Raw genomic sequence first — 11,636 nt, forward strand, 5'->3', positions numbered from 1 at the left:
CCTCGTACGGCCGATGCCGCCGGGCCGCCCGGGCGCGTACCGCCGGTTAAGCGAACTGGCCGGGCCGGTAGTCGCCCGCGGGCTGCTGGATCATGACGTTCGCGCGGTTGAAGGCGTTGATGAGCGCGATGCAGCACACCAGCGCGGCGAGCTGCTCCTCGTCGTAGTGCTTGGCGGCGTTCGCCCAGCACTCGTCCGTGACACCGCCGGCCGCGTCGGCGATACGGGTGCCCTGCTCCGTCAGCTCCAGGGCGGCGCGCTCGGCGTCGGTGAACACGGTCGCCTCCCGCCAGGCAGCGACCAGGTTGAGACGCACGGAGGTCTCGCCCGCGGCCTCGGCGTCCTTGCTGTGCATGTCGGTGCAGAACCCGCAGCCGTTGATCTGGCTGGCGCGAAGCTTCACCAGCTCCTGGGTCGCGTGCGGCAGCGTCGAATCGGCGAGCGGCCTGCCCGCGGCGACGATGTGCTTCATGAACTTGGCCGCCACCGGGTCGGCGAAGAGGTTGAGACGGGCTTCCATGGTGCGCTCCCTGGGTCGTTGTCGTGGCTACACCTGGATGACGGAACGGCCCGGCAGGATGTGACCGGCCCGGATGTGACCTGCGTCTCCCCCGGACGGGCAGGCTCCGGGCGCTGTCGCGACCTCACACCAAGGCCCTAGAATCGAATACGTGTCCGAAAAAGTGTCCCGCCTACAGCACCTGCGCAGCGTCCGCGTCTGGCTGCTCTGGCAACTGCGCCGCACCGAGGACACCATCGCCGAGCTGGAGCGCCAGGAGGTCGCCACCACCCGTGCGGCCCGTACGTCTCCCCCGCCGCCGCGCGGCTGCAAGCTGGCGATGCGCCGGGCGGGCGGTGACGGTGCCGGCGCGGCCCCGGACGCCGTCCACACCGGCGACTGCGGCCTGGCCGGGAAGAACACGAAGCCGCTCGCCCGCGAGCAGGCTCTCCGCGCGATCACCGAAGACGGCGTCACGGCATGCCCGTACTGCCGCCCCGACACGGATCTGGGTGTCCTGTGAACCACGACCACGACCACATACAGCCGAACGACGACGGCACGCGGCCGGACGAGAACCGGCGGCACGACGGCACGCGGCCGGACGGCGGCACGCGGCGGCCCGGCTCCGGAGGGACGCGCGCCGACCGCGCGCACGTCCCCACCGCGCCCATCGTCGTCGGCCGCCCGGCCGCCACCGGAGGCCGCCGTGTGACGATCCGCGGCGGGAACGCCGGCATCGCCCACAGCGACGCCGACGTGGTCGAGTTCCTGCGCCGCGCGGGTCTGCCCGACGCGTGGGACCACCTGGACGATCCGCAGTGGGTGGAGTGGCAGGACGGCCGGCCCCGAACCTACGACAACACCCCTCCGGGTCACGGGGATCACGGTGAGGTGATCGGATGACCCGAAGGGGTGGTGTCGTGGCGATGCGTCGCGGATACGAGGGTCGTAAACGCGTGCGGAAAAACGATCAGCCGGATCCGACGAAGAGCACCAGCAGCAGCCAGACGACCGGAGCCGTCGGGAGCAGGGAGTCCAGCCGGTCCATGATCCCGCCGTGGCCCGGCAGCAAGGTGCCCATGTCCTTGATGCCCAGGTCCCGCTTGATCATGGACTCGCCGAGGTCACCGAGCGTGGCGCTGGCCGCGACCGCGAGGCCGAGGATCAGACCCTGCCACCAGGTGCCGTCGTCGATCAGGTACTGCATGCACAGCGCACCCGCCGCCATCGCGAACGTGACCGCTCCGAACAGTCCCTCGCGGGTCTTTCCGGGGCTGATCCGCGGTGCCAGCTTGTGCTTGCCGAAGCGCCAGCCGATGGCGTACGCCCCGGTGTCGCTGACGACGGTCAGGAGCAGGAAGGTCAGCACGCGGCGCGGGCCGTCGTCGGCCGTGAGCATCATGGCCACGAAGGTCGCCAGGAACGGCACGTAGAAGGCCGCGAAGACCCCCGCCGTGACGTCCCTGAGGTAGCCCTCGGGCGGTTCCGTCATCCGCCAGACCAGGACGGCCAGCGCGGTGAGCGCCATGGCGACCCAGGCACCCTCGGCACCACGCACGTAGCCCGCGACGACCATGGCGGCCCCGCCGACCGCGAGCGGCACGAGGGGTGCCTTGATGCCCTTGCGCTCCTCCAGCCGTGAGGTGAGCTCCCAGAGCCCCACCACCACGGCGACCGCCACGACGCCCACGAAGACGGCCTTGACGACGAACAACGACGCGACGATCACCGCGCCGAGTCCGACGCCCACTCCTATGGCCGCACCGAGGTCGCGGCCCGCACTCTTCTTCTGCGGTGCGGGGGCGGGCTCGGGTGCGGTGCTGGGCATGGGCTCCTGCGGGCTCTGCGGGTCGTGCGACGGATCCCCGTAGGGCACCGCCGGCGTGTCGTTGCGGACCGAGGGGCCGCTCAGCCGAGCGGCCCCCCTGTCGTCATCCTGGTCTCCGCCATGTGCGGGTACGTCGGGCGCGGTGGGCATGGGCCGAGTGTGCTGCGCGTCATGCGCATCGTACGTGGGACCCGCCGGGGCCGCCCCCTGGGCAGGCCCCTGCTCGGACGGCCCCCAGTACCCGGCTTGTGGCGGCGCTCCCCAGGAAGAGTCGTTCATCAGACCTCGAGCAGCTCAGCTTCCTTGTGCTTCAGGAGCTCGTCCACCTGGGCGACGTACTTCGCCGTGGTGTCGTCGAGTTCCTTCTCCGCACGACGGACCTCGTCCTCGCCGGACTCCTTGTCCTTGACGAGCTTGTCGAGAGCGTCCTTGGCCTTGCGGCGCACGGCGCGGATCGAGACCTTGGCGTCCTCGCCCTTGGTCCGCGCGACCTTGATGTAGTCCTTGCGGCGCTCTTCCGTCAGCTCGGGGAACGTCACCCGGATGATGTTGCCGTCGTTGCTGGGGTTGACGCCCAGGTCGGAGTCGCGGATCGCCTGCTCGATGTTGCGCAGCGCGCTCTTGTCGAACGGGGTCACCACGGCCATGCGCGGCTCCGGAACGGAGAACGAGGCCAGCTGGTTGATCGGCGTCAGCGCGCCGTAGTAGTCGGCCACGATCTTGTTGAACATCGCCGGGTGCGCACGGCCGGTGCGGATCGCGGCGAAGTCCTCCTTGGCGACCACGACCGCCTTCTCCATCTTCTCCTCGGCCTCGAGGAGGGTCTCTTCGATCACCACTTGCTCCTGCGTGTCTTGAGTAGGCCCGGCAGCGGTTCCTCGTCGGAGTCCGGCGGCCGGCTGCGTCGCGTCTTGTTCCTGCACGGTTCCGGACCGGCAGGACATTGTCCATCCCCCGGTCGGGGTCCGTCCCGGACCGGAAGGCGTACCCGGTCCAGCGCGTTCCCCGTCAGGCTCGGCCGCTCTGGTCGCCCACGAGTGTGCCGATCTTCTCACCCTTGACGGCCCGCGCGATATTGCCCTCCGCAAGGAGTTCGAAGACCAGGATCGGCAGCTTGTTGTCCCGGCACAGCGTGATGGCGGTCATGTCGGCGACCTTGAGGTCCCGGGTGATGACCTCGCCGTAGCTGAGAGCGTCGAACTTGACCGCCCCGGGGTTGGTCTTCGGGTCGGAGTCGTAGACACCGTCCACGCCGTTCTTGCCCATGAGGAGCGCCTCGGCGTCGATCTCCAGGGCCCGCTGGGCGGCGGTGGTGTCGGTGGAGAAGTACGGCATTCCCATGCCGGCGCCGAAGATGACCACACGGCCCTTCTCCAGGTGCCGTACACCGCGCAGCGGGATGTACGGCTCCGCGACCTGGCCCATGGTGATGGCGGTCTGGACGCGGCTGTCGATGCCCTCCTTCTCCAGGAAGTCCTGGAGGGCGAGGCAGTTCATGACCGTGCCGAGCATGCCCATGTAGTCGGAGCGCGCCCGGTCCATGCCGCGCTGCTGGAGTTCGGCGCCGCGGAAGAAGTTGCCGCCGCCGATGACGACGGCGATCTGGGCGCCGCCGCGCACGACGGCCGCGATCTCGCGGGCGATCTTGTGCACCACGTCGGGATCGACGCCCAGTCCCCCGCCACCGGCGAACGCCTCGCCGGAAAGCTTCAGCAGGAAGCGGCCCGCGCCCTTGCCGTCGTCGCTCTTCTCGCCGTTGCCGGCCTGGGTGGTGGTCATGGAGATCTCCTCATGGTGCACATACGAAGAAGGCCATTGCCGGTGGGGTGTGTTCGCATCCCATGCTCGGCAATGGCCTCCTCGTCAGATCTGCTGTCGTCCGGCACACACGTGTGAGTGCCGGCGTACGCGGACGACTGCTGTCGACCCTATCGGGGTCGCGCGTCGATCGCTGTACGGACTCAGATGCCGACCTTGATGCGCGAGAAGCGCTTCAGGGTGACACCGGCCTCGTCCAGAACCTTCTGGACGGACTTCTTGTTGTCGAGCGCGTAGGGCTGACCGAGGAGGGTGGCCTCCTTGAAGAAGCCGTTGACGCGACCCTCGACGATCTTGGGGAGGGCGGCCTCGGGCTTGCCCTCGGCGCGGGTGGTCTCCTCGGCGACGCGACGCTCGGTCTCGACGACCTCGGCCGGAACGTCCTCACGGGAGAGGTACTTCGGCGCGAAGGCGGCGATGTGCTGCGCGATGCCCTTGGCGAGGTCGGCGTCGGCCTTGTCCAGCTCGACCAGAACACCGATCTGCGGGGGCAGGTCGGGCATGGTGCGGTGCATGTAGGAGGCCACGAACGCGCCGGAGAACTGGGCGAAGCGGTCCAGGACGATCTTCTCGCCCAGGTTGGCGTTGGCCTCGTCGACGAACGCCTGAACCGTCTTGCCGGGCTCGATCTCGGAGGCGAGCAGCGCCTCGATGTCGGCCGGCGACGTCTTGACGACGTGCTGGGCGATCTCGTCGGCGACGGCCTGGAACTTCTCGCCCTTGGCGACGAAGTCCGTCTCGCACTTCAGCTCGACCAGGACACCGGAGGTGTTGTCGTCAGCGATGATGGAGACCACGGCGCCGTTCTCGGCGGAGCGGCCCTCGCGCTTGGCGACGCCCTTCTGGCCCTTGATGCGCAGCGCCTCGACGGCCTTGTCGACGTTGCCGTCGGCCTCGTCCAGCGCCTTCTTGCAGTCCATCATGCCGGCGCCGGTGAGCTCACGGAGCTTCTTGACGTCAGCGGCGGTGTAGTTCGCCATGATTCCTGGAGTCTCTCTCGAAGTCTGAAGATCTACGGGCGGAACGGCGGGGGCTTGGTGCGCCCCCGCCGTTCACAGACCCGAAGGGGTGAGGGGGTCAGGCCTGCTCGGCGTCCGCGGCGGGGGCCTCGGCGGCGGGCGCCTCGGTCTCGGCGGCGGGGGCCTCGGTGACCTCGGCCTCGGCCTCGGCGGCCGGAACCTCGGCCTGCTCGGCGTCGGCGACCTTCTCCGTCTCGGCGGAGGTCTGGACCTCGGCGTCGTCGGCCTTCTTCTCGCCCTCGAGCAGGTCGCGCTCCCACGCGGCGAGCGGCTCGCCCGCGGCCTTGTCACCCGCGGCCTTGCCGGCGCCCGAGCGGGAGATGAGGCCCTCGGCGACGGCGTCGGCGATCACGCGGGTGAGCAGGGTGACGGAGCGGATCGCGTCGTCGTTGCCCGGGATCTTGTAGTCGACCTCGTCGGGGTCACAGTTGGTGTCGAGGATGGCGACGACCGGGATGTTGAGCTTCCGGGCCTCGCCGACCGCGATGTGCTCCTTCTTGGTGTCCACGATCCAGACGGCGCTGGGCACCTTCTGCATCTCGCGGATACCACCGAGGGTCTTCTCCAGCTTGGCCTTCTCGCGCGAGAGCACGAGAAGCTCCTTCTTGGTGAGACCCGAAGCGGCGACGTCCTCGAAGTCGATCTGCTCGAGCTCCTTGAGGCGCTGCAGACGCTTGTAGACGGTGGAGAAGTTGGTGAGCATGCCGCCCAGCCAGCGCTGGTTGACGTAGGGCATGCCGACGCGGGTGGCCTGCTCCGCGATGGCCTCCTGCGCCTGCTTCTTCGTGCCGACGAACATGACCGTGCCGCCGTGGGCGACGGTCTCCTTGACGAACTCATAGGCGCGGTCGATGTACGACAGCGACTGGAGCAGGTCGATGATGTAGATGCCGTTGCGCTCGGTGAAGATGAAGCGCTTCATCTTCGGGTTCCAGCGACGGGTCTGGTGACCGAAGTGGACGCCGCTTTCCAGCAGCTCCCGCATCGTGACGACGGCCATGGCCGTTCTCCTCGGTTTTCTCGGTTGTACCGCGTGTACCGGACGGCACTCGCGCCTGACGCCCGCGACGCGCCTTGCCACAAAGGACCGAGAGGCGCTGACACCGGTGGTGACCGGATGCCGGGGCGTGCGAAGTCGACCCGATGACCCGGGTCGCCATCAGAAGTGTACGGGACCCGAGAGGGCGCAGGTGACGCCGCTGTCCACAACCGGCCGGTACTCCACAGATCCCGGCCATGATCCGTCCGATGCGGGACGGTTCCCGCATGCGAGTGAACCGATGTGAGCGATTCCGGCGGGGTCTCCTGCTGTGTCTGGTCCTGACCGTCCTGTGCGTCCCGACCCCGTCCGCACGGGCCCACGCCCCGAGCCCCACCCCACCGGCCCACGACCGGCCGGTCCATGACCCGCCGCCGGCGGTCGACCCTTCCGTGCCGGCGGTCGCCCGCGTCTGGCCCGTGGGTGTCCGGCCGTTCGTCGTACGGGGCTGGGAACCGCCGGCGACGGCCTACTCCCGTGGGCATCGCGGGGTCGACCTCGCGGCCGGGCCCGGCGCCCCGGTGCGGGCCCTCGCGCCCGGCCGGGTCTCCTACGCGGGCCGGGTCGCGGGGCGCGGGGTCGTCTCGGTGGAGCTGTCGGGCACGGGGACGCCTCCGCTGCGGACGACGTACGGACCCGTGCGGGCCTCGGTGCGCAAGGGCGACAAGGTCCTCGCGGGCCAGATCGTCGGCACCCTGGAGACGCCGGACCCGCACTGCGGGGCGACGCCCTGTCTGCACTGGGGCCTGCGCAGAGGGCCCGCCTATCTGAACCCGCTGTCGCTGCTTCCCCCGTGGCTCCTGCACGCCGGCCCGTCCCGCCTGCTGCCGGTCGACGGCCCGGGCACCCGCTCCTGACCGGCGAAGACCGGTGGAACCCGACGGAACCGGCAAGGGCCCGACGGAACCCGGCGCGGACCCGGCGGAACCGGCGAGGACCAGGGGAACGGGAGGCGGTCCGGGCGTCGGCGGTGGGGCTCAGCCCCGGACGCCCCGGAGGGCCATCGTCACGGCCGCCTCCGTGATCGCGGAGGGGTCCTCGGCGGCGCCCAGCTCGATGCGCCGCGCGGCGGCGTCCACCACTCCCTGGAGGAGCATCGCGGCCAGCCGCGGCTCGGCGTGCCCCATCTCCTCGAGCGCCTCACCGATCATCGTGACCAGCCCGCCGTGCGCGGCCCGGATCTTGTCCCGGGCACCCGCGTCGAGTTCACCGGCGGAGATGGCGACCACGGCCCGGTGCCTGCGGTCCCCGACGAGGGCCAGCTGGCGGCGCACATAGGCCTCGACCGTGGCCTCGGCGCCGTCCGCCGCAGCCATCGCGGCCGAGACCTCGGCCGCCCAGACGGGGAAGTCGACCTCGCACAGTTCCTCGACCACGGCCGCTCTGGACCGGAAGTACTCGTACACGGACGAACGCGCGAGGCCCGTGCGCTCGGCGAGCGCGGGGAAGGTCAGCGCCTCCGTCCCGCCCTCGGACAACAGGGACCGCGCCGCGTCCAGCAGGGCGGCTCGCTGCATCGACCGGTGCTCGGCCACGGAGGCCGCTCGAATCCTTGGCACGTCAACCACTGTACGGACGCGGCACCACCGACGGGAACCACTCGGGCGAGCCCGCCGCGGTGGCGTCGCCCGCACCGGTCCGGTCGCCGGGACGGCGCGGCGACATCACCCGGGGTCGGGGCAGGGCCCGGGTCAGCGTCCGAAACTGGCCAGCTTGGCGCGCAGCTGAAGCACCGACTTGGTGTGGATCTGACTCACCCGGCTCTCGGTCACGCCGAGCACGTTGCCGATCTCCGCGAGCGTGAGGCCTTCGTAGTAGTAGAGCGTGACCACCGTCTTCTCGCGGTCGGGCAGCGTGTTGATCGCCCGCGCCAGCAGCCTCCGCAGCTCCCGGTCCTCGGCCACCTCGACCGGATTGTCGGCGGCGGTGTCCTCCAGCGTGTCCATCAGGCTCAGCCGGTCGCCGCCCTCGCCGCCGGCATGCAGCAGCTCCTCCAGGGCGACCACATTGGCCAGCGACAACTGGCTGAACACCGCGTGGAGTTCCTCGACGCCGATCCCCATCTCGGCGGCCACCTCCGCCTCCGAGGGGGTGCGCCTCAGCCGCGCCTCCAGCGTGGCGTAGGCGCGCTCCACATTGCGTGCCTTCTGCCGAACCGACCGCGGGATCCAGTCCAGCGCCCGCAGTTCGTCGATCATCGCGCCGCGGATGCGCGTGATCGCGTACGTCTCGAACTTGATCTCCCGTTCGATGTCGAACTTCTCGATCGCGTCGATCAGCCCGAACACCCCCGACGAGACGAAGTCGGCCTGCTCGACATTGGCCGGCAGACCCACGCTCACGCGGCCCGCGACGTACTTCACCAGCGGCGAGTAGTGCAGGATCAGCTGCTCCCGCAGCCGTTCGTCACCGGTCGACTTGTACGACCGCCACAGCTCGTCGAGCGTCGAGGGCGCGGGCGGGCGCACGCCGCCGCCGTCGCGGGCGGCTGGCGGGATCGCCGTCCGGTCGGTCCCGGAGGTGTGCTGGGGCATTCGTCGCCTTGTGCCGTTCTGCCGTGAACTGGGATTGCCTGGTCGTCCTGTCGGCTTCATGCCGAGATCACTGGTGAGCTTCGGATTCCTGTGAGCGTAGCGTGACTGGGCTGTCGCAGTGCGCGAAGAGCGGGCTGTCACCCGCACGCGAAACCTTTCCCCGGGACGTCTCCCGGAGTCACGGCGGTCGCCGTGCGTGACCGCCGAGGGGCGCCAACTGCGCTGATTCGCAGGCGTGTCGGCGTTCCCCCGGACGGCCGAACACGCTCGGTCAGCATCTGTCCCGGTCACCCCGGACGGGGGCCGTCGCCTGGCGTGTCAACTTCCAGCCGTCGCCGTGTCGTTCGACGTATCCAAGTGCTCGGAGTTCGTACAGTCGCCCGACCGCGTCGTCCGTGCTGGTCGCCGCCCGCCGGGCGATCTCCTCGGCCCCGGCCGGATCCCGGGCCGGGAGAGCGGCCAGGACCCGCCCCGCACCCGGTTCCAGCAGATCGCGCGGCAGGACGGGCCCACGCCGCTCCGGGGCCAGCTCCCCCATGCCGCCCACCAGTTCGGCGACCTCCGCGGCGTCGGAGACCAGGGCGGCCTCCCCGCGCAGCAGTTCGTGCACCCCGGCGGAGAGAGCGCTGGTGGCGGGTCCCGGCACGCCCATCGTGAAGCGGCCCAGCCGCTGGGCCGCGCGGGCGGTGACGAGCGCTCCGCTGCGGTACGCCGCCTCTACGACCACGGTGCCCCGGGTGAGCGCCGCGATGACCCGGTTGCGGAGGACGAATCTGCTCGGCGTCGGATGCTCGCCCGGCGGCAACTCCCCCACCACGAGCCCCTGTTCGGCGATCCTGTCGATCAGCCGGGCATGTCCGCGCGGATAGGGGCGGTCGACGCCGCAGGCGAGCACCGCGACAGTGGCGCCGCCCGCCCCGAGGGCGCCCCGGTGCGCGGCGCCGTCGATGCCGTAGGCGCCGCCGGACACCACGACCCAGCCCCGTTCCGCGAGCCCGGCGCCGAGGACGGCGGCCATGTGCGCGCCGTACTCCGTACAGGCACGGGCGCCGACGACGGCGACGGACCTCAGCGCCCACAGCCGCAGGCCGGCCCGGCCCCTGACCCACAGTCCGACCGGCCCGGCGTCCCCGAGGTCGTCGAGCTGGGCGGGCCATTCGGATTCACCGGGACAGATGAACCTCACCCCGGCGTCCCGGGCGAGGGCGAGGTCGCGCTCCGGGTCGGCCCGCGCGGCCCTGGCCCGCAGCCCGGCCCACCGTCTGTCGGTCATCCCCGGCGGCCGCCCCGGGTCCGCGTGCAGCCTTCGGACCGCCTCCGGGGCCCCGACCTCCCGGATCCAGCGTCCGCAGACCTCGTCGCCCGGTTCGACGACCCGGGACAGCGTGACGCGGGCTCCGCGCTCGGCGGCTGTCATGCCGGCGAGCCGATCGCCATCGGTACCCCGCGCGGGACGCCGGTGCGCAGCTGAAGGGCCAGGGCGACGTCCCCGGCGTCGGGCCGGTCGTGTCCGGACAGGTCGGCGACCGTCCAGGCGACCCGGAGCACCCGGTCGAGTCCACGGGCCGTCAGCAGCCCGCGCTCCAGGCCCCGCTCGGCCTCGTCCATCGCTCCGGGACGCGCCTGCCAGCGTCCGCGCAGCTCGCGTCCCGGTACCTCGCTGTTGGTGTGCCAGGGCGTTCCCTTCAGACGCTCCGCGGCCCGCTCCCGCCCGGCGAGCACCCGGTCCGCGACCGTCTTCGTGGACTCGCCCCGTGCGTCGCGCGCGGTCAGTTCGGCCCGGGTGACCGGCTCGACGTCCACGCGCAGGTCCACCCGGTCGAGCAGCGGCCCGGAGAGCCTCGCCTGATAGCGGCGGATGACGGAGGGAGGGCATTCGCAGAAGTCGTTCGTCGTGCTGAGACGCCCGCAGGGGCAGGGGTTGGCGGCCAGCACCAGCAGGAACTTCGCGGGGAACCGCACGACACCGGCGCTGCGCGCGATCACCACGTGTCCGGCCTCCAGGGGCTGCCTCAGGGCGTCCAGGACGCAGCCGCTGAACTCCGGCGCCTCGTCCAGGAAGAGCACGCCCCGGTGCGACAGGGACACCGCGCCGGGCCGGGCGAGCCCCTTGCCGCCGCCGACGAGTGCCTGCATGGTCGCGGAGTGATGGGGTGCGCAGTAGGGCGCGACGTCCACCATCGGTTTGCCGGGGGGCAGCAGGCCCGCGACGGAGTGGATCGCCGTCACCTCCAGGGATTCCTGCCGGGTGAGGCGCGGCATGATCAACGGCATCCGCTCGGCCAGCATCGTCTTGCCCGCGCCGGGCGGCCCCTGGAGGAAGACGTGATGGCCTCCGGCCGCCGCCACCTCCATCGCGGTGCGCGCCGACAGCTGGCCGACGACGTCGCCGAGGTCGTGGCCCCGGTCGTGCTCCGGCACGGCGATGCCGCACAGGCCGGTGGCCTCGCCCGTGCCGGGCAGGCGCAGACCGGCCGACAGCGGGTCCGGGCGGCCCCACTCGTCCGGTTCCTCCTCGGGCACCGGTTCGTCCGCGAGGACCGCGATCAGCTGGCGCAGGCTGCGGACGCCGAGCACCGAGACTCCCGGCACGAGTGCGGCCTCGGCCGCCGCGCATTCCGGCACCACGACCTGTTCGTACCCGGCCTCGGCCGCGGCGAGGACGGCCGGCAGGATGCCCCGGACCGGCCGGACCCTGCCGTCGAGCCCCAGCTCCCCGATCATCACGATGTCGGCGAGCACACGGGGATCGATCCGCTCGGCGGCTCCCAGCACGGCGCTCGCGACGGCGAGGTCGAAGCCCGATCCGCCCTTGGGCACCGAGGCCGGGCTCAGCCCCACCGTCAGCTTCTTCTGCGGCCAGGCGGCGCCGGAGTTGGCGTCTTCCCTGATGATC

The 11,636-nt window shown here is 71.4% G+C and carries 12 protein-coding genes and 1 pseudogene; 3 read left to right on the forward strand and 10 right to left on the reverse strand.

From position 1 onward, the window contains the following. Window positions 1-46 precede the first annotated feature (46 nt). Window positions 47-520: a carboxymuconolactone decarboxylase family protein gene (locus tag ACZ4AA_RS27440; RefSeq protein ID WP_467608502.1), complete on the reverse strand. Its 474-nt coding sequence runs from the start codon at window positions 518-520 to the stop codon at window positions 47-49. A gap of 151 nt (window positions 521-671) precedes the next feature. Here ACZ4AA_RS27440 and ACZ4AA_RS27445 point away from each other — a divergent pair, with 151 nt between their 5' ends. Further along, complete coding sequence (locus ACZ4AA_RS27445; protein WP_467608507.1) at window positions 672-1,022, forward strand: DUF6233 domain-containing protein; 351 nt, start codon at window positions 672-674, stop codon at window positions 1,020-1,022. Between the two features lie 149 nt (window positions 1,023-1,171). Continuing rightward, window positions 1,172-1,405: a hypothetical protein gene (locus ACZ4AA_RS27450; RefSeq protein WP_467608828.1), complete on the forward strand. Its 234-nt coding sequence runs from the start codon at window positions 1,172-1,174 to the stop codon at window positions 1,403-1,405. A gap of 67 nt (window positions 1,406-1,472) precedes the next feature. Here ACZ4AA_RS27450 and ACZ4AA_RS27455 read toward each other — a convergent pair whose 3' ends face one another. From ACZ4AA_RS27455 to rpsB, 5 genes are all read right to left on the reverse strand, one after another. Next, window positions 1,473-2,609, reverse strand: coding sequence for a phosphatidate cytidylyltransferase (locus ACZ4AA_RS27455; RefSeq protein ID WP_467608512.1), 1,137 nt, complete (start codon window positions 2,607-2,609; stop codon window positions 1,473-1,475). Next, window positions 2,609-3,166 (reverse strand): ribosome recycling factor, encoded by a 558-nt coding sequence (gene frr, locus ACZ4AA_RS27460; protein ID WP_037625129.1) that lies wholly within the window; start codon window positions 3,164-3,166, stop codon window positions 2,609-2,611. The genes ACZ4AA_RS27455 and frr overlap by 1 nt, the downstream gene beginning before the upstream one ends. Window positions 3,167-3,338: 172 nt before the next feature. Next, complete coding sequence (pyrH, locus tag ACZ4AA_RS27465) at window positions 3,339-4,109, reverse strand: UMP kinase (protein ID WP_467608517.1); 771 nt, start codon at window positions 4,107-4,109, stop codon at window positions 3,339-3,341. 182 nt (window positions 4,110-4,291) lie between these two features. Then, entirely contained in the window at window positions 4,292-5,128 is an 837-nt protein-coding gene (gene tsf / locus ACZ4AA_RS27470) for a translation elongation factor Ts (RefSeq protein ID WP_467608523.1), read from the reverse strand. 97 nt (window positions 5,129-5,225) lie between these two features. Further along, window positions 5,226-6,167 carry a 30S ribosomal protein S2 gene (rpsB, locus tag ACZ4AA_RS27475; RefSeq protein ID WP_384797056.1) on the reverse strand — a complete coding sequence of 314 codons (942 nt, stop codon included), beginning with the start codon at window positions 6,165-6,167 and terminating at the stop codon, window positions 5,226-5,228. 266 nt (window positions 6,168-6,433) lie between these two features. Between rpsB and ACZ4AA_RS27480 the strand changes: the two genes are divergently transcribed. After that, a complete protein-coding gene (locus ACZ4AA_RS27480) occupies window positions 6,434-7,063 on the forward strand; it encodes a murein hydrolase activator EnvC family protein (protein WP_467608529.1) in 630 nt (209 codons plus the stop codon). Window positions 7,064-7,183: 120 nt separating this feature from the next. Here the strand turns inward: ACZ4AA_RS27480 and ACZ4AA_RS27485 are convergent, their stop codons facing one another. The 4 genes and pseudogenes from ACZ4AA_RS27485 to ACZ4AA_RS27500 form a co-directional block, all read right to left on the reverse strand. After that, the gene (locus tag ACZ4AA_RS27485) at window positions 7,184-7,741 is read right to left on the reverse strand and encodes a TetR/AcrR family transcriptional regulator (RefSeq protein ID WP_389405347.1); all 558 of its coding nucleotides are present in this window, start codon (window positions 7,739-7,741) and stop codon (window positions 7,184-7,186) included. A gap of 156 nt (window positions 7,742-7,897) precedes the next feature. Further along, window positions 7,898-8,740, reverse strand: a complete 843-nt coding sequence (gene whiG, locus ACZ4AA_RS27490) for an RNA polymerase sigma factor WhiG (RefSeq protein WP_467608533.1) — start codon at window positions 8,738-8,740, stop codon at window positions 7,898-7,900. A gap of 271 nt (window positions 8,741-9,011) precedes the next feature. Continuing rightward, a complete protein-coding gene (gene dprA, locus ACZ4AA_RS27495; protein WP_467608536.1) occupies window positions 9,012-10,157 on the reverse strand; it encodes a DNA-processing protein DprA in 1,146 nt (381 codons plus the stop codon). Further along, a pseudogene (locus ACZ4AA_RS27500) lies at window positions 10,154-11,617 on the reverse strand (YifB family Mg chelatase-like AAA ATPase); the annotation flags it as partial. The gene dprA and the pseudogene ACZ4AA_RS27500, both read right to left, overlap by 4 nt. Window positions 11,618-11,636 lie beyond the last annotated feature (19 nt).

The organism is Streptomyces sp. NPDC024698 (assembly GCF_055559015.1).

What these genes read in the sequence shown, in the direction of transcription:
- pyrH (WP_467608517.1), bottom strand. Translation starts at nt 4,109, where the DNA reads ATGACCACCACCCAGGCCGGCAACGGCGAGAAGAGCGACGACGGCAAG.
- tsf (WP_467608523.1), bottom strand. Translation starts at nt 5,128, where the DNA reads ATGGCGAACTACACCGCCGCTGACGTCAAGAAGCTCCGTGAGCTCACC.
- ACZ4AA_RS27455 (WP_467608512.1), bottom strand. Translation starts at nt 2,609, where the DNA reads ATGAACGACTCTTCCTGGGGAGCGCCGCCACAAGCCGGGTACTGGGGG.
- rpsB (WP_384797056.1), bottom strand. Translation starts at nt 6,167, where the DNA reads ATGGCCGTCGTCACGATGCGGGAGCTGCTGGAAAGCGGCGTCCACTTC.
- dprA (WP_467608536.1), bottom strand. Translation starts at nt 10,157, where the DNA reads ATGACAGCCGCCGAGCGCGGAGCCCGCGTCACGCTGTCCCGGGTCGTC.
- whiG (WP_467608533.1), bottom strand. Translation starts at nt 8,740, where the DNA reads ATGCCCCAGCACACCTCCGGGACCGACCGGACGGCGATCCCGCCAGCC.
- ACZ4AA_RS27440 (WP_467608502.1), bottom strand. Translation starts at nt 520, where the DNA reads ATGGAAGCCCGTCTCAACCTCTTCGCCGACCCGGTGGCGGCCAAGTTC.
- ACZ4AA_RS27480 (WP_467608529.1), top strand. Translation starts at nt 6,434, where the DNA reads ATGCGAGTGAACCGATGTGAGCGATTCCGGCGGGGTCTCCTGCTGTGT.